The organism is Streptomyces sp. NPDC048353 (genome assembly GCF_055587165.1).
Genome location: NZ_JBVJGU010000001.1, coordinates 496,557 through 513,147, shown reverse-complemented (window position 1 = coordinate 513,147; position 16,591 = coordinate 496,557). Strand labels below are relative to the sequence as shown.

Sequence of the window (16,591 nt, the reverse complement as noted above, 5' to 3'; positions counted from 1 at the left end):
CCATGCGATGGGTCTCCCTAGCTCTTCTCTACGTACCGCAGCGAGCGCAGCCCGCGCTCCAGGTGCCAGTGCAGATAGGCGGACACCAGTCCGCTGCCCTCCCTGACGTGACGCGGCTCGCACGCGTCCGCCGTCGCCCAGTCGCCGGTGAGCAGCGCGCTGAGCAGGCCGATGGCCTCCGGAGAGGGTACGACGCTTCCCGGCACCCGGCAGTCGCCGCATATGACTCCGCCGGCCGCGACGGAGAAGAACCGGTTGGGTCCGGGCAGACCGCACTTCGCGCAGTCGTCGAAGCTGGGGGCGTAGCCGTTGACGGCGAGCGAGCGCAGCAGGAACGCGTCCAGGATGAGGTGCGGCGCGTGCTCGCCCCGCGAGAGGGTCCGCAGCCCCCCGACGAGCAGCAGGTACTGCTGGACGGCCGGCTCGCCCTCGTTGTCCGTGAACCGCTCGGCGGTCTCCAGCATCGCGGTCCCGGCGGTGTAGCGGGCGTAGTCGGTGACGATGCCGCCGCCGTACGGGGCGATGGTCTCGCTCTGGGTGCACAGCGGCAGTCCGCGTCCGACGAGGTCGCTGCCCCGCGCGAAGAACTGCACGTCCACGTGGGAGAAGGGCTCCAGCCTGGCCCCGAACTTCGACTTCGTCCGCCGCACCCCTCGCGCTACGGCGCGTACGCGGCCGTGACCGCGGGTGAGGAGGGTGATGATGCGGTCCGCTTCACCCAGCTTCTGGGTGCGCAGCACGATGCCGTCGTCGCGGAACAGACTCATGGGCCCATTCTCCCGTACGGCGGGAGCGCCCCGGGGCGGTCCGCGGAAGCCCGCCCGCCGGATGGGCGGCGAGCGGCCGCGCCATCCGGACATGCGTCGTGGGCCGCCGGACGTTACGACGGCCACGACGGGCAACGGCCCCACGCCCCCGCGCCCGGCGTTCGGGCGGGGGGGGGCGGGGCCCCCCCCCCCCCGGGGGGGGGGGGCCCCCCCCCCCCCCCCCCCGCCCCGGGGGGGGGCCCCGCCCCCCCCGGGCCCCCCCACGACGGCCTACGGCACCTCGCCCCGGCTCCGGGCGTTCACGTGCGCCGTCGCGGCGCTCAGCCGCTCCCCCGAGGTCGCCTCGCGGACCCCTTCCGGCTCCGCGTCCCACTCCCGCCCGCCGCCGAGCGGTCTCAGCTGGAGGTACGGGCCTTCGTGTCCCATGACCGTGCCGACCCTTCCGGTGCGGATGTCGACGACGTACGAGCCGATGGGCGGTTTCACGACCGTCCCCCTTCCCGTGGAAGCACGGCGGCCAGTCGGCGCGCCGTCTCCACCGTGCAGCGTCCCAGTTCGATGAGCGGTCGAGGGGGATCGGCGGAGAGGGTGACGGCGTCGAGCCCCAGTGACGGCAGGATGATTCCCGCCCCGGCGAGCGCGTCGCGCAATTCCTCGGCCACCTCCTGTGCTTCTCGTACGGTCCTTGTTCCCGGCCGCTCGTGTTCTTCCTTCACCCACACATCCCTTTCCGAATCCATTTCTCGTATACCGCATCCAGGGTGACGTCCCCTCTCTAGAATCGGCAGATGCGCAGGTCCTACAACTGCGGCGTAGGACAAGGGGGTTAATCCATGGCCAGAGGTCGGCGTCAGGACACGTGGGAGTTCTTCGGCGAGCTGCTGAAGGAGCTGCGGGAGACGGCGGGGCTTTCCCAGGGACAACTGGGAACACAGGTGTTCGTGTCGGGTGGATACATCGGTCAGTTCGAGCAGGCGATTCGCAAGCCGCAGGTGGATGTGGCCCAGCGAATCGACGAGGTGCTACAAACCGGCGGTATTTTCGAACGGACATGTCGCAAACTCATCGACCGATCGCCGTACGCCTCGTATTTCCACGCCGTGGCGGAGCTGGAGGCGGTGGCGACGAAAATCTGCGAGTTCGCGCCGACGGTCGTGCCGGGCCTGCTGCAGACGGCGGCTTACGCCCGGGCGGTGACGATCGCGGCCAACCCGTTCGAGAGCGACGACTACGTCGAGGAGAAGGTCGCCGCCCGGCTGGAACGGTCGCTGATCCTGGAGGGCGTCGCGCGGCCGGAGTACTGGGTCGTCCTGCACGAGAACGCGATCCTCACACCGGTGGGCGGCCCGGCCGTCATGGCGGCGGCACTCGACCACATCGCGGCGCGGATACGAGCACGGACGGTACTGGTGACCGTCCTGCCACGAGCGGCCGGCGCACACGCCTCCATGAGCGGCATGCTGACCCTCATGGAGTTCGCGGACGCACCGCCAACGGCCTATACAGAGACGTCGTTTTCGGGGACGCTCCTCGACGATCCGGCGGTGGTGAAGCGGGCGCAGCGCGCCTACGATCTGCTCAGGGTCGCCGCGCTGTCGCCGGAGGCGTCCCTGGCCCTGATCGAGTCGGCGGCGGAGGACTACAGACGATGCGCGAGCACTCCCTGAGCAACGCCCGGTGGTTCAAGAGCTCTTACAGCAACGGGTCGGGCGGCGACTGCGTCGAGGTGACGTACGACTTCGCGGGCGCCGCCTGGCGCAAGTCGTCCTACAGCAACGGCGAGGGCGGCAGCTGCGTCGAGGTCCTCGACCACGTCCCCGGTGTCGTCCCCGTCCGGGACTCCAAGAACCCCGCCGGCCCCGCCCTCCTCGTCCCCGCCCCCGCCTGGGCCGCGTTCGTCGCCGGGCTGAAGGTCTGACCTGGGCGTCTCCCCCAGCACTCCCTTGGGGAAGTCATAAGGTCGGCTTATGGGGTCATAGACAGGGGGCGGGTACCGCTACGCTACGGTGATTAATTAGGGTGACCTAAGTGACGGCAGTCCTCGCCGTCGCGTCGCTTGCGAAGGGAACCCAGACATGCCCCGCCCTCTCCGGGTCGCGATCGTCGGCGCCGGCCCCGCCGGAATCTACGCCGCCGATGCGCTGCTGAAGTCCGAGGCCGCCGCCGAGCCGGGCGTGTCGATCGACATCTTCGAGCGGATGCCGGCTCCCTTCGGCCTGATCCGCTACGGCGTCGCCCCCGACCACCCCCGGATCAAGGGCATCATCAACGCCCTGCACCAGGTGCTCGACAAGCCGCAGGTCCGCCTCTTCGGCAACATCGACTACGGCACCGACGTGCACCTGGACGACCTGCGGGCGTTCTACGACGCGGTGGTCTTCTCGACCGGCGCCATGGCCGACCGCGAGCTGCGCATACCCGGCGTCGAGCTCGACGGCACCTACGGCGCCGCCGACTTCGCCTCCTGGTACGACGGCCACCCCGACGTGCCGCGCACCTGGCCGCTGCACGCCGAGAAGGTCGCCGTGCTCGGCGTCGGCAACGTGGCCCTCGACATCGCGCGCATCCTCGCCAAGACGGCGGACGAGCTGCTGCCGACCGAGATCCCGCCGAACGTCTACGACGGCCTCAAGGCCAACAAGGCCGTCGAGATCCACGTCTTCGGCCGCCGGGGCCCCGCGCAGGCGAAGTTCAGCCCGATGGAGCTGCGCGAGCTGGACCACTCGCCGAACATCGAGGTCATCGTCAACCCCGAGGACATCGACTACGACGAGGGCTCGATCGCCGAGCGCCGCAAGAACAAGCAGACCGACATGGTCGCCAAGACTCTGGAGAACTGGGCGATCCGCGACGTCGGCGACCGCCCCCACAAACTCTTCCTGCACTTCTTCGAGTCGCCGGCCGAGATCCTCGGCGAGGACGGCAAGGTCGTCGGACTGCGCACCGAGCGGACCGAGCTGGACGGCACCGGCAACGTCAAGGGCACCGGCACCACCACCGACTGGGACGTCCAGGCCGTCTACCGCGCCGTCGGCTACCTCTCGGACGAGCTGCCCAAGCTGCCCTGGGACACCCTCTCCGGCACCGTTCCGGACGAGGGCGGCCGGGTCATCGAAGAGAGCGGCGCGCCCATGCCGTCGACGTACGTCACGGGCTGGATCCGCCGCGGTCCCGTCGGCCTCATCGGCCACACCAAGGGCGACGCCAACGAGACGGTCGCGAACCTGCTCGACGACTTCGCGAACGGCCGGCTCCTCACCCCCGAGACCCCGGAGACGGACGCGGTCGTCGCCTTCCTGGAGGGCAAGGGCCTCACGTACACGACGTGGGACGGCTGGTACGCCCTGGACGCCGCCGAGAAGGCGCTCGGCGAGGCCGAGGGCCGCGAGCGCGTGAAGATCGTGGAGCGCGAGGACATGCTCCGCGCGAGCAACGCGGTCACCCCGCCCCAGTAGCGGCACCCCCCTGACGGCCGGTCCGGGCCCGACACGTACGCGCAGGCGACGGGTCGGGCCCGGACCCGTGTGAGGGGCGCGGGCCGGCGGGCGCTCCTACCCTGGGAGGACGGGAAGGGAAGTGAGCGGCGATGGCCGTCCCCGTCGACGAGGTGCCAATCCTGGAGCGGGCGCGGGGCGCGGGGGCCCGGGAGTCCTGGGCCGAGGCGTACGCCCTGCTGCGCGAGGCCGACCTCCACCCGTCCGCCGCCCTCGGCCCGAACGACCTGGACGTCCTCGCCGACGCCGCCTGGTGGACGGGGCGCGTCGACGAGTCCGTCGCGGCCCGGCTGCGGGCCCAGGCGGGGTACGCGGCGGCAGGTGACCGGCGGGGCGCGGGGCGGGCCGCCTGGTGGCTCGCGTACGCGTACCGCAGGATGGGACGGCCCGCGGCGGCGGCCGGCTGGCTGCACCGCGCCCGCCACCTCCTGGAGGAGGCCCCGGACGGCCCCGAGCAGTGCTATCCGGCGTGGAGCGACGCGGAAGAGGCGCAGGCGCACCACGACCCGGCCGCCGCGCTCGCCGCGGCGCGGCGGATGGAGCGGGCCGCCCGCCGTTCCGGCAGCCCGGACCTGATCGCCCAGAGCCTCCGGGTCCACGCCGCGGTCCTGCTGGTGAACGGCCGCAGAGCCCGCGGGCTGGCGCTCCTGGACGAGGCGATGGGCCCGGTGACGGCGGGCGCCCTGTCCGGCCTCACCACCGGCCGGCTCTACGCTCTCGCCCTCACCCACTGCCTCCAGGCGGCGGACCTCCCGCGCGCGATGCGCTGGACGGACGCGGCGATGGCCTGGTGCTCCTCCCCCGGGCCGCCCCCGGCCCCGGAAGGGGGCGGCGTGGGGGCGGGCCGGGTGGTCAATCCGTTCCGGGGAGTCTGCCGGGTGCGGCGGGTGGAGGTGCTCGACCTGCTCGGGGAGTGGGGGCTCGCCGAGGCGGAGGCCGGGCGGGCCTGCGCCGAGGTGCTGCCGGACGAGGCGGAGGCCGCCGCCGCGGCCCACTACGCCACCGGGGAGATCCGGCGTCGGCAGGGGCGGCTCGACGACGCCGTCATGGCGTACTCCCACGCCCACGACCTGGGCCGCGTCCCCCAGCCGGGGCTCGCGCTGCTCCGGCTGGCGCAGGGCAGGACGGACGCGGCGGTGGCCGGGCTGCGGCTGGCCGAGGCCTGCCGGGAGGTGCCGCTCCACGACCTCCTCGGCCGGGCCGGGCTGCTCGCCGCGCGGACGGAGGTGGCGCTCGCCGTCGGGGACCCGGCCGACGCGGCGCGGGCGGCCGCCGAGCTGACGGCCCTCGCCGACGGCGCGCCGCTCCTGGTCGCGATGGCCGGGACCGCCCGCGGCGCCCTGGCCCTGGCCCTGGGCGAACCCGCGCTGCCGACGCTGCGCCGGGCCCTCGCCCGGTGGCGGGAGCTGCCCGTGCCCTACGGGACCGCGCGGGCCCGGTTGCTGCTCGCCGCCGCCGAACGCGCGGCGGGTGACGAGGAGGCCGCCCGCCGTCAGCTCACGGCCGCCCGGACCACCTTCGAGGCCCTCGGCGCCATCCCGGACGCGGCCCGGGCGGCCGCCCGCCTCGGAGAGGCGGGCGCCTGAGGTCAGAGCAGGGTGCGCGCCGTCGTCAGCAGGCGGGCCGTGTCGTCCGCGCACAGGGCCAGGGCGTTGCCGACCGTGCAGAGCACGTCCCGCTCCGCCGGGCTGTACGCCCCGTCGGCGAGGGCGATCCGGGCGCCCTGGAGCAGGATCGTCTCGCGGCCGGAGGCGGCCAGGTGCGGGGTGAGGGGCTCCAGGGCCTCGTGCAGCTCGATGGCGAGCGCCGCGCCCCCGCTGCCCACGTCCGGCAGGAAGCGTCCGGTGTCGGCGGCCAGCGCCTCGACGAGGTCGGTGAGCTGGGTGGCGGTGCACTCGTCGAACCCGGCGGCGCGGACCGCCGAGACCGCGGTGTCCACCGCCGTACGGGAGGAGGTGCCGCCGGCGGCCAGGACGGCGAGGGCGACGGTGTGGACGGCGTCCCGCAGCATCGCGGAGAAGCGGCTCGTCGTCGGGTGGTCGAGCACCTCCGTACCGAAGTGGGTGTGGCAGGCGGCGCACTCCACGACCGGGCCGGTGTGCCCGCGGGGCAGCACCGGGACTCCCAGGACCGCGAACCGCCGACGGCCGGTACGGCGCCGGTAGTTGCGGTCGCCGCCGCACTCCTCGCAGAAGAACTCGCCGTCCCCGACGGTGTTCCAGGAAGTACGAATGCCGCAGACGCCCACTTTGCGACCACGTGACTCTCGGACAGACCGCACGTCGCACCTCCCTTAACGACACGGCAACACTGCCGACGTGGGCGTGATGTTAGCCACATCCGTGATGTGACGTCAGCACCTCGTCGGCAGATCGCCGACGACATGGCCGAGACGCGCCACGGGCCCCGCCCGCCCCGAAGGGGCGCACGAGGCCCGGAACAGGCGCTCCACCGACCGCTTCCCGGTCACCCGCCCGGCCGCCGGCCAGGCCCGGCGGGCCGGGAGGACCTGCGGCGCCGCACAGACCTGGCCGGATTCGATCGGTGCGCGGCGGCCCGTACGGAGGGTCAGCGCGCGGCGCGGTTGACGGCCGAGATGACCGCCTTCAGGGAGGCGCGGGTGGTGTTGGCGTCGATGCCGATGCCCCACAGGACCTGGCCGTCGATGGCGCACTCGATGTACGAGGCGGCCTGCGCGGAGGCGCCCTCGCTCATCGTGTGCTCCTGGTAGTCCAGCAGGCGGGCGTCCACGCCGATCGACTGCAGGGCGGCGAAGAAGGCGGAGATCGGACCGTTGCCGGAGCCGGTCAGCACGGTGTCGACGCCGTCCACGACCGCCTCGACGGTCAGGGTGTCGGTGCCGTCCGTGTCGGAGGTGGTCTGGCCGGAGCGCAGCTGGATGCGGCCCCAGGCGTTGTCCGGGTTCGGCAGGTACTCGTCCTGGAAGACCGACCAGATCGCGGCCGGGGTGACCTCGCCGCCCTCGGTATCCGTCTTCTGCTGGATGATCTTCGAGAACTCGATCTGCATCCGGCGGGGCAGGTCCAGCTTGTGGTCGTTCTTCAGGACGTACGCGATGCCGCCCTTGCCGGACTGGGAGTTGACCCGGATCACGGCTTCGTAGGAGCGGCCGACGTCCTTGGGGTCGATGGGCAGGTACGGCACCGCCCACTCGATCTCGTCGACGGTCTTGCCGGCGGCGGCCGCGTCGGCCTCCATGGCGTCGAAGCCCTTCTTGATGGCGTCCTGGTGGGAGCCGGAGAAGGCGGTGTAGACCAGGTCGCCCGCGTAGGGGTGGCGCGGGTGGACCTCCATCTGGTTGCAGTACTCGGAGGTGCGGCGGATCTCGTCGATCTGCGAGAAGTCGATCTGCGGGTCCACGCCCTGCGAGAACAGGTTCATCCCCAGGGTCACCAGGTCGACGTTGCCGGTCCGCTCGCCCTGGCCGAACAGGCAGCCCTCGATGCGGTCGGCCCCCGCCATGATCGCCAGCTCGGCGGCGGCCACCGCCGTACCGCGGTCGTTGTGGGGGTGCACGGACAGACAGATGTGCTCGCGGCGCGTCAGGTTCCGGGACATCCACTCGAACCGGTCCGCGTGCGTGGACGGCGTCGAACGCTCCACGGTGGCGGGCAGGTTCAGGATGATCTCGCGGCCCTCCTCGGGCTGCCAGACGTCACAGACCGCCTCGCAGACCTCCAGGGCGAAGTCCAGCTCGGTGTCGGTGAAGATCTCCGGGCTGTACTGGTAGCCGAAGACGGTCTCGTCGCCCAGCAGCTTGTCGGCGTACTCCATCACCAGGCGGGTGCCGTCGACGGCGATCTGCTTGATCTGCTCCTTCGAGCCGCGGAAGACGACCCGGCGGAAGGTGGGGGCGGTGGCGTTGTACAGGTGGACGGTGGCGCGCTTGGCGCCGACCAGGGACTCCACGGTCCGCTCGATCAGGTCCTCGCGGGCCTGGGTCAGGACGGAGATGGTGACGTCGTCCGGGATCGCGCCCTCTTCGATGATGGAGCGCACGAAGTTGAAGTCGGTGTCGCCGGAGGACGGGAAGCCGACCTCGATCTCCTTGTAGCCCATGCGCACCAGCAGGTCGAACATCTCGCGCTTGCGGGCGGGGCTCATCGGGTCGATCAGCGCCTGGTTGCCGTCGCGCAGATCGGTCGACAGCCAGCGGGGGGCCTCGGTGATGCGCTGCTCGGGCCAGGTGCGGTCGGGGATGTGGACGGCTTCGTAGCGGCCGTACTTGTGGATCGGCATCCCGGACGGCTTCTGCATCCGGGTGGCGTTGGTGACGGGCGTCGGGCGGCCGACGGGCTGAGACATGGCGCGGGGCTCCTCGGGGTCCAGCGGGGGACGGCCGACTGTCGAACGCAACACCAGGTCCCGCGGGGAGGGGGTCGGCCTACGACTACAGGCCCTCGCCGCGGCAGCTAAGGAGAAGCAGCCCGAAACGCATGATGTGCCGCAGCCTAGCTCAGGGACGGTGGAGGCGGACGTCCCGTTTCAGTATGCGGGACGGTCGGGGCGTCAAGCCCAAAGAGTGACCATCATCCCATTTCGCCAATCATCGTCTCACCTCGTGACAGTGAGGTCACGGAGTGCGACATTGCGGGGTATGACCAGCCCCGCGCAGACCCACGCGCAGCACCGCCCCGTCTTCTGCCCGATCGTGCCCCCGCACCTTCTGGAGAAGCTGGCCCGCAGCGAGAACCCCGCCGTCGCGAGCGCCGCCCGCCACACCCTCATGGCGGACGCCCGGCACCGCACCGGCCGCGGCCTGACCGCGAACCTCACCTCCCCCGCACCCCCCGCCCCCAGTGAGTCCGCACCGCCGGCCGTGCGGCCCCGGCCGCGGCGCACGGTGTACGACGCGCAGCGCCGCACCGCCCTTCCGGGCGTCGAGGTGCGCGGCGAGGGCGGCGAGGCGACCGCCGACGCCACCGTCAACCGCGCCTACGCCGGACTCGGCGCCACCTTCGGTCTCTTCCTCGACGCCTTCGGCCGCGACTCGATCGACGGCGCCGGCCTGCCGCTGCTCGCGACGGTCCACTACGACGAGAACTACGGCAACGCCTTCTGGAACGGCGAGCAGATGGTGTTCGGCGACGGGGACGACGAGATCTTCCTCGACTTCACGCTCCCCGTGGACGTCATCGGCCACGAGCTGACCCACGGCTTCACGCAGTACACCGCCAACCTGGAGTACTTCGGCCAGTCCGGCGCGCTCAACGAATCCGTCTCGGACGTGTTCGGTTCGCTGGTGAAGCAGTACACCCTCGGCCAGAGCGCCGCGGACGCCGACTGGCTGATCGGGGCGGGCCTGTTCCACCCGGACGTCCAGGGGACCGCGCTGCGCTCGATGAAGGCGCCGGGCACGGCGTACGACGACGACGTGCTGGGCAAGGACCCGCAGCCGGGCCACATGGACGACTACGTCCGCACCAGCCAGGACAACGGCGGGGTGCACATCAACTCCGGCATCCCGAACCACGCCTTCTATCTGACGGCGACCGAGCTGGGCGGCCATGCCTGGGAGCGGCCGGGCCAGATCTGGTACGACGTGATGACGGGCGGGGGGCTCACCCCCGAGACGCGGTTCGGCGAGTTCGCCCGCGCCACCGCGAAGGCGGCGAAGGCGCGGTACGGCGACGGGCTGGAGATCCAGGCCGTCCTGAAGGCGTGGACGGCCGTGGGCGTGCCGACGGAGTGACGGGCGGACCGGCGGACCGGCGGCGGGCGGACTGGTAGACAGAACGCATGCGGATTCGAGTGCGGCGTACCGGCGGCTTCGCGGGCATCGAGCGGGCGGGCGAGGTGGACACCTCGGCCCTGCCCGACGCGGTGGAATGGCACACCCTGGCCGTCGCGGTCCTCGGCGGGGACACGGACGACGGCCGGGGGGTGCCGGACGGTTTCTCGTACGAGATCACGATCGACGGCGAGACGGTCCGGTGCGGGGACCCGCACGTGACCGAGGCCCAGCGCGCCCTCATCAGGAGGGTCCTGAAGGAGGGCGCCTGACGCCTTCGCCGCGGGCCGTAGCAGGTGCCCTAGAAGCCGAGCTTGCGCAGCTGCTTCGGGTCCCGCTGCCAGTCCTTGGCGACCTTGACGTGGAGGTCGAGGAAGACCGGGGTCCCGAGGAGCGCCTCGATGTGCTTGCGGGACTTCATGCCGACCTCCTTCAGCCGACTGCCCTTCGGGCCGATGATGATGCCCTTCTGGCTGGGGCGCTCGATGTAGACGTTCGCGTGGATGTCGAGCAGCGGCCGGTCGGCGGGGCGGTTCTCCCGGGGGATCATCTCCTCGACCACCACGGCGATCGAGTGCGGCAGCTCGTCCCGTACGCCTTCGAGCGCGGCCTCGCGGATCAGCTCCGCGACCATCACCTGCTCCGGCTCGTCCGTGAGGTCGCCCTCGGGGTAGAGCGGCGGGGACTCGGGCAGCAGCGGGATCAGCAGGTCGGCGACGAGCTGGACCTGCTGACCGCCCAGGGCGGAGACCGGGACGATCTCCTGCCACTCGAAGCCCAGCTCCTTGCCGAGCTGGTCGATGGCGATGAGCTGCTCGGCGAGGGTCTTCGAGTCGACCAGGTCGGTCTTGGTGACGATCGCGACCTTCGGGGTCTTCTTGATCCCGGCCAGCTCCTTGGCGATGAAACGGTCGCCGGGGCCGAGCTTCTGGTCGGCGGGCAGACAGAAGCCGATCACGTCGACCTCCGCCCACGTCGCGCGCACGACGTCGTTGAGGCGTTCGCCGAGGAGCGTGCGCGGCTTGTGGAGACCCGGCGTGTCCACCAGGATCAGCTGGGCGTCCGGGCGGTGCACGATGCCCCGGACGGTGTGCCGGGTGGTCTGGGGCCGGTTGGAGGTGATCGCCACCTTCTGGCCGACCAGAGCGTTCGTGAGAGTGGACTTGCCCGCGTTGGGGCGGCCTACGAAGCAGGCGAAGCCGGCCCGGTGGACGGCTTCGGATTCTGGGTTACGAGCGCTCATGGAGGCCATTCTCCCCGATGCGGGAGCCCGTCACGTACGCGGAGCCCGCCGGCGTCGCAGCCACAGCGCCCACAGCGCCGCCGCTCCCCCCATGAGCACCGTCGCCGCGGCGAGCCACGGCAGCGCGAGGAAGGAGACCCGCGCCGACTCCCGGACGTCCTTCGCCGTCGCCGTCAGCGTCACCTCGCCCCAGTCGAGCTGCGGCGATCCCGTCCACCGCTCGGTCAGGCGGATCTTCTGCCGGGGCAGCAGCTCGGCGGGGATCCGCGCCAGGTCGCGGTCGAGCAGGGTGCGGCCGAAGAGCCCCTCGGCGCGCAGCGCGACCCGCGGGTGGAGGGTGACATTGCCGCGGTTGTGCAGGGTGTACGAGACGAGTGCGCTGCTCGGGCCGGCGCCGGGGATCAAGGGCCGGTCCTGGGCGAGGGTGACGTCCTCGACGGCGAGGGCGGGGACCGTGGGGCCGGTGACCCGGAGGTAGACGCGCGCCGCGACGGCCCGCCGCACCCCGACCGCGACCCCGCCGCCGGCGGCGGCGATCCGCTCGTCGAGGGCGACGACGGCGCCGGGATGGTCGCCGGGCTCGGCGTCGGCGGGGACGGTGAGGGTGTAGGGCACGGTCACGGAGGAGCGGGCCGGGACGGTGACCCGGGTGCGCCGGGGGGTGATCCAGGCGCCGGGGCCGGTCTGCTTCTCCTGCTGGGTGCGGACGGCGAAGCCGCCGTCGCGTTCGGTGTTGTAGGCGTCGGCGCCGTAGATCCGGAAGGTGAGCGGGGCGCCGGTCTTGTTGGAGACGGTGACCTGGTCGGTCACCGTGGTGCCGGGGTCGGCGGAGAGGTAGAAGTAGGGGCGGCTGCCCAGCTGGGAGGCGGCCGGGTAGACGGCCCACTCGCCGTTCTCGGCGGCCTGGGCGGGGACCTGGCCGCCGAGCGTGAGCAGCACGGCGGCCAGGAGGAGTACGTACAGCTTGCGCACGGTGCGGAACTCCTTGTCTCGCCCGGGGTCAGGACAGGGTCAGCGTCAGGACTCCGGAGTAGGCGCCGGGGGCGGTGAAGGCCGGGACGTCCAGCGAGAGCTTGGCGTCGACGGTGAACTCGCCGCCGGTGAGCGCGCCGTTCGGGGTGGAGGCGAGGGTCGCCCCGCCGCCGACGGTGCCCGCCGAGCCGGGGACACAAGTGCTGGGGCTGCCCGCCTTGGTGGTGCAGGCGGGGGTCCAGCTGAGGGCTCCGGCGCCGAGGGAGCCGCCGGGGCCGGTGAAGTCGGTGACCTTGCCGGTCAGGGACCAGCCCGCGGGGCCGCCGCGGAAGTCCTTCACCGTCACCGTCCGCAGGTCGCCGGTGGCCGCGCCGCCCCGTCCGAAGTCGACGGACGACAGCTGTACGGCGTCCCCGGCCTGGGTCATCGACAGTTCGCCGGCGGTGACCGCCGCCGTCAGCCGCTGGCTGTTCGGCGGTTGCGGGGTGTCGTCGACGACGGTGTACGCGGCCGGTCCTGCGCCCTTGTCCGGGTCCCAGGCCGTGCCCTCGTACGCCACGATCCCCGTGGTGGCCTTGTCGTTCACCTTCAGGCGGGCGGCGAAGCCGCCCTCGCTGTCGGTGGTGACGGTCATCCGGTCGGCGGTCTCCGCCGCTCCGGCCCGGCCGACGACCGTGACCTCGGCGAGCGGGGAGAACTTGGCGCCGGTGACGGTCACCCGGACTCCGGGCGCGCCGGAGGCGCTGTCGAGCTGGAGGTTCCGTTCGTTGGCCCCGGGCTGGGTGCTCGCCGTGATCGTCTCGGAGACGGGGGCGGGCGGGTCGGTGACCGTGCAGGGGGTGTCCAGCTCCATGAGGTAACTGGTGTGGATGTTGTAGTCGCCGGGCGAGAGGGTGATCGAGCCGGGCGCGGTGACCGTGAACGTGCCGGTCATCGAGAACGGCGGGAAGGCTCCCTTGCCGGGGACGGGGTCGTTCTTCTTGGGGCCGGTGACGGTGACGGCGCCCGTCTGGGCGCCGCCGAGGACGACCTTGCCTGACGGGGTCATGATGTCGGCGGGGAGGGCCAGGTCGACCGGGTTGGAGGCGGCCGGCTTGGTGACCTTGTAGGTGACGGTGACCGTGTCGCCGACCTTGGGCGTGGGCTTGTCCACGGTGATCTGGGCGGTCGTGGTGCCGTCGATGGGCGGGATGCCGGCGATCGGCGGCGGGACGCAGTGCGTGGGGAAGTCCACCGCCTGGGACGCGGTCGCCAGGGCGCCGGCCGGGGCGGCCAGCGCCCCGCCGGTGGCGAGCGCGAGGGCGATGACGCCGACGGCGGCGGTCCAGCGCCGTCTTCGGGTCCGGGTGTGACATGCCATGGGGCCCCTCCTGAGGGATGAGAGGGCGCCATTGACGGCCGCGCGCCGAGAGAAGTCAAGGGAAGCGCGACGCATCGCCTGATGACCCATCAGTTCCTGTCAAGATCGGTGCGTGTGGACCCGTTCGAGCAGGTCAACACAGGTACCGGCGCCGCCTGGGGCGACGCCGGTGGGGGGCGGGCGGTGGTGCTCCGGATGGCGCTCCGGGGTGGTGACCCGGGTGGTGGCCCGGTTGGTGGCGCTAGAAGACGAACGGGCCGGGCGATTGCGAGGTGACCGCGTCGCAGTTCACCGTCATGCCGAAGATCGTCATCGTGAGGGCGGTGCCGGCGAAGTACGAGTTGAGGCTGTCACCGGTGGCCACGGTCCCCGCGAGGGGGCCGATGGTGACGGCCTGGCCGGCCCCGAGTGCCGGGTTCTTCTTGCCGCTGAAGACGCGGGTGCCGCCGCCCGCCTTGGCCATCGTCAGCTTGGCGTTGATCTGGTCGACGCCGACCGCGACCGGCGTGGTGACGGCCGAGGTGAGCGTGATCGTCGCGGCCGTGCCGCTCTGCGTGGCCTGGAGGGTGGCGAGACCGCCGCCCCAGAACCCGCAGTCGTACGTGGCGGTCGCGGTGCCCGGCGTCACGGCGGCGGCCGCCGGGGCGAAGGCGAGTCCGGTCACCGCGAGAGCTCCCGCGAGGACCGCGCCGATTCCTAAGTTGCTGCCTCTCATGAGGGCGTACCCCTTCCCGATGGAGCACGCAGGGGTGCGGGCGCTGCGTGAGGACGAAGAACTGACGGTCCGTCGGTCGGACCGCTGTTCATTGATGCGCAACGGGCCGGGGAAGGCAAGAATATGTCCGGTGATTCTTCACAAGCGCGCAAAGAGGGCCCGGCATCACGCCGGGCCCTCTCCTCGCACCTCGGCCTCAGCCCGCGGTGACCGCCACGCGCAGGTGCCCGTCCGGGCCGGCGAGCAGGACCGGGGTCTCGGGCCCGCCGAGGTCCCGTACCGCCGCGCGGTCCGCTTCGGAGGCGGCGTCGGCGGTCGAGACGACGGCGGCGGCCTCCAGCGACCGGGCCCCGCTGGCCACCGCCATGGCGACCGCGGTCTGCAGCGCGCTCAGCCGGAGCGACTCCAGGGCCACGGTCCCGGCGACGTACGTCCGCCCGGTCTCGTCCCGTACCGCCGCGCCCTCCGGCACACCGTTGCGGGCGCGGGCGCTGCGCGCCAGCGTGATGATCTTGAGGTCCTCGGCGCCGAGGTCGCCGTGCTCGCGGTTGAGTGTCATGCCCCGAGCATAGGTCGGGGGACGGGGTCAGCTCTGCGCACCCTTGACGAACTTGTCGGCGGCGAGCTTGGCCAGGCCGTCGAAGTCCTTGTGGCCGGAGGCGTTCGCCGGCACGTGGACGATCTTGGCGACACCGGTCCCCTGCCGGACGACCATCATGTTCGACTCGACGGTCATGGCGACGGTCGCCAGCTTCATCTTCAGCCGGAAGGCGTGCGACTCCTCACCGGCCTTCGGGCCGGCGAGCTTCTCGAACGTGACGTCCATCTTCATGCCCTGGAGGTCGGCGGCGAACCCCTTGCAGGTGTCCAGCGAGGTGCCGATGGACGTGACGAAGTCGCGGGCGCCGTCGGACGGGTAGGTGAAGACGTCCGTGCTGAGCACGCTCTCGGCGTTGCCGCGCTCGAAGTCGGGGGACGGCCCCATCGCCGCTCCGGAGATCTTCTGGGCGACCACACCGGCCAGCGGCTGGCACTCGGGCTTGTCCGCCTTCGGCTCGGGGGTGTCCGGGCCGGCGGAGGTCCGCCAGCCGGACGGGAGGTCGGTCAGCGCCAGCGTCGCGGCCTTCATCTGCGCGGCGGTCAGGGGCACGGCGGCGGCAGGCGCGGTGGGCTCGGCGGACGTGGTCTGCCCGGCCGAGGGCTTGTCCGCCGCCTTCTTGGTGTCGTCCTTGGCCTCGCCGCCACCGCACGCGGCGGTGAGGGAGAGCGCGGAGACGGCGAGGACCGCGGCGAGGCCGTGGCGAAGGCGAGTGCGCATGAGGAAGTGCCCCTTGGGGTGACGAGGGTGAGCGGAGGATCCCGTATCACCGCGCCGCGATGATCGGACCGGTGGAGAATATACGGATCATGTGAAATTCCTGTGCGCGGGTCGCCGTTCAGCCCGCCAGCGGGAACATCGCCCCCCGACGGCCCTCCGGGGAGACCAGCCACTCCAGCTTCGCCTCCGTGTCCGCCTCCGCCAGCGGCGTGTGCATCACGATCACCAGGTCCGGCCGGGCCGGGACCCTGAGCTGGGTCGACTCGACCACCAGCGTGCCGACCAGCGGATGTTCCAGCTCCTTGCGGACCTGGCCGCCCGGCATGACGTCCCGCCGCTCCCACAGGGCGGCGAACTCGGGACTCGCCTCCTTCGCCTCCTCGACCACCGCGCGGAAGCCGTCGTCCTCCGGACGGTCCGAGCAGGCGGCCCGGTACTGGGCGACGACGCGGGGCGCGAGCCGCTCCCAGCCGCCCATCCGCGACCGGTACAGCGGGTCGGTGAAGAAGGCGATCAGGCAGTTCTGCGAGATCCCCGGCCGCATCCCGAGCACGATCGCCGCGGCGTCGTTGTACATGACCGTGTTCCAGTACGCGTCCATGATGTGCGCCGGGAACGGCATCCACGCGTCGATCAGCCGCCGCAGCCCCTGGCACATGTCCCGGGCCTCCGGATCGGCCTCCGGCGCGGGCGGGTTGAGCGCGGCCAGGGCGTACAGATGGCGGCGCTCCGCCGGGGAGAGCCGCAGCACCCGGGCGACGGCGTCGAGGACCTGCGGGGAGACGGTGATGTCCCGGCCCTGTTCCAGCCACTGGTACCAGGAGACGCCCACCCCCGCCAGGACGGCGACCTCCTCACGGCGCAGGCCGGGCGTGCGGCGCCGGGCACCGCCGTCCGGAAGGCCCGCCTCCGCGGGGCTGATCCGGGCCCGACGGCTCATCAGGAACCCGCGCAGTTCGGCGAGTCGCCG

General features: G+C 72.3%; 18 protein-coding genes. 6 read left to right on the top strand and 12 right to left on the bottom strand.

Annotation, left to right across the window (positions count from 1 at the left end; all coding sequences use genetic code 11):
• Window positions 1-17 precede the first annotated feature (17 nt).
• The 3 genes from recO to ACZ6RC_RS02195 form a co-directional block, all read right to left on the bottom strand.
• Window positions 18-767: a DNA repair protein RecO gene (gene recO / locus ACZ6RC_RS02205; protein WP_391142444.1), complete on the bottom strand. Its 750-nt coding sequence runs from the start codon at window positions 765-767 to the stop codon at window positions 18-20.
• Between the two features lie 270 nt (window positions 768-1,037).
• Complete coding sequence (locus ACZ6RC_RS02200) at window positions 1,038-1,253, bottom strand: hypothetical protein (protein ID WP_391142446.1); 216 nt, start codon at window positions 1,251-1,253, stop codon at window positions 1,038-1,040.
• Entirely contained in the window at window positions 1,250-1,429 is a 180-nt protein-coding gene (locus ACZ6RC_RS02195; protein ID WP_391143321.1) for a hypothetical protein, read from the bottom strand. The genes ACZ6RC_RS02200 and ACZ6RC_RS02195 overlap by 4 nt, the downstream gene beginning before the upstream one ends.
• Before the next feature lie 171 nt (window positions 1,430-1,600).
• On the opposite strand from ACZ6RC_RS02195, the gene ACZ6RC_RS02190 reads away from it, so the two are divergent.
• The 4 genes from ACZ6RC_RS02190 (at window position 1,601) to ACZ6RC_RS02175 (ending at window position 5,847) form a co-directional block, all read left to right on the top strand.
• Window positions 1,601-2,434: a helix-turn-helix domain-containing protein gene (locus ACZ6RC_RS02190; RefSeq protein ID WP_469578736.1), complete on the top strand. Its 834-nt coding sequence runs from the start codon at window positions 1,601-1,603 to the stop codon at window positions 2,432-2,434.
• Entirely contained in the window at window positions 2,416-2,685 is a 270-nt protein-coding gene (locus ACZ6RC_RS02185; RefSeq protein ID WP_469578733.1) for a DUF397 domain-containing protein, read from the top strand. The genes ACZ6RC_RS02190 and ACZ6RC_RS02185 overlap by 19 nt, the downstream gene beginning before the upstream one ends.
• 157 nt (window positions 2,686-2,842) lie before the next feature.
• Window positions 2,843-4,222 carry an FAD-dependent oxidoreductase gene (locus ACZ6RC_RS02180; RefSeq protein WP_469578731.1) on the top strand — a complete coding sequence of 460 codons (1,380 nt, stop codon included), beginning with the start codon at window positions 2,843-2,845 and terminating at the stop codon, window positions 4,220-4,222.
• 131 nt (window positions 4,223-4,353) lie between these two features.
• Window positions 4,354-5,847, top strand: coding sequence for a LuxR family transcriptional regulator (locus ACZ6RC_RS02175; protein ID WP_469578729.1), 1,494 nt, complete (start codon window positions 4,354-4,356; stop codon window positions 5,845-5,847).
• A gap of 2 nt (window positions 5,848-5,849) precedes the next feature.
• On the opposite strand, the gene ACZ6RC_RS02170 is transcribed toward ACZ6RC_RS02175, so the two are convergent.
• Both ACZ6RC_RS02170 and leuA read right to left on the bottom strand, forming a co-directional pair.
• A complete protein-coding gene (locus tag ACZ6RC_RS02170) occupies window positions 5,850-6,542 on the bottom strand; it encodes a TerB family tellurite resistance protein (protein WP_391142459.1) in 693 nt (230 codons plus the stop codon).
• Between the two features lie 287 nt (window positions 6,543-6,829).
• The gene (gene leuA / locus ACZ6RC_RS02165; protein WP_453614663.1) at window positions 6,830-8,587 is read right to left on the bottom strand and encodes a 2-isopropylmalate synthase; all 1,758 of its coding nucleotides are present in this window, start codon (window positions 8,585-8,587) and stop codon (window positions 6,830-6,832) included.
• Window positions 8,588-8,879: 292 nt separating this feature from the next.
• Here leuA and ACZ6RC_RS02160 point away from each other — a divergent pair, with 292 nt between their 5' ends.
• On the top strand, window positions 8,880-9,974 hold the full coding sequence (locus ACZ6RC_RS02160; RefSeq protein ID WP_469578727.1) for a M4 family metallopeptidase: 1,095 nt from the start codon (window positions 8,880-8,882) through the stop codon (window positions 9,972-9,974).
• A 47-nt stretch (window positions 9,975-10,021) separates the two neighbouring features.
• Window positions 10,022-10,285, top strand: coding sequence for a protealysin inhibitor emfourin (locus tag ACZ6RC_RS02155; protein WP_469578726.1), 264 nt, complete (start codon window positions 10,022-10,024; stop codon window positions 10,283-10,285).
• 29 nt (window positions 10,286-10,314) lie between these two features.
• On the opposite strand, the gene era is transcribed toward ACZ6RC_RS02155, so the two are convergent.
• The 7 genes from era to ACZ6RC_RS02120 all read right to left on the bottom strand — a co-directional run bounded on the left by era (window position 10,315) and on the right by ACZ6RC_RS02120 (window position 16,561).
• Window positions 10,315-11,265: a GTPase Era gene (gene era / locus ACZ6RC_RS02150; protein ID WP_391142470.1), complete on the bottom strand. Its 951-nt coding sequence runs from the start codon at window positions 11,263-11,265 to the stop codon at window positions 10,315-10,317.
• A gap of 21 nt (window positions 11,266-11,286) precedes the next feature.
• Entirely contained in the window at window positions 11,287-12,228 is a 942-nt protein-coding gene (locus ACZ6RC_RS02145; RefSeq protein ID WP_469578724.1) for a DUF916 domain-containing protein, read from the bottom strand.
• Window positions 12,229-12,256: 28 nt separating this feature from the next.
• Entirely contained in the window at window positions 12,257-13,588 is a 1,332-nt protein-coding gene (locus ACZ6RC_RS02140; protein ID WP_469578723.1) for a WxL domain-containing protein, read from the bottom strand.
• A gap of 241 nt (window positions 13,589-13,829) precedes the next feature.
• Entirely contained in the window at window positions 13,830-14,303 is a 474-nt protein-coding gene (locus ACZ6RC_RS02135) for a hypothetical protein (RefSeq protein ID WP_391142476.1), read from the bottom strand.
• A gap of 196 nt (window positions 14,304-14,499) precedes the next feature.
• Complete coding sequence (locus tag ACZ6RC_RS02130; RefSeq protein WP_469578721.1) at window positions 14,500-14,862, bottom strand: cytidine deaminase; 363 nt, start codon at window positions 14,860-14,862, stop codon at window positions 14,500-14,502.
• 27 nt (window positions 14,863-14,889) lie between these two features.
• On the bottom strand, window positions 14,890-15,621 hold the full coding sequence (locus ACZ6RC_RS02125) for a hypothetical protein (RefSeq protein ID WP_469578718.1): 732 nt from the start codon (window positions 15,619-15,621) through the stop codon (window positions 14,890-14,892).
• A 118-nt stretch (window positions 15,622-15,739) separates the two neighbouring features.
• Window positions 15,740-16,561 carry a helix-turn-helix transcriptional regulator gene (locus ACZ6RC_RS02120; protein ID WP_469579407.1) on the bottom strand — a complete coding sequence of 274 codons (822 nt, stop codon included), beginning with the start codon at window positions 16,559-16,561 and terminating at the stop codon, window positions 15,740-15,742.
• Window positions 16,562-16,591: the final 30 nt, after the last annotated feature.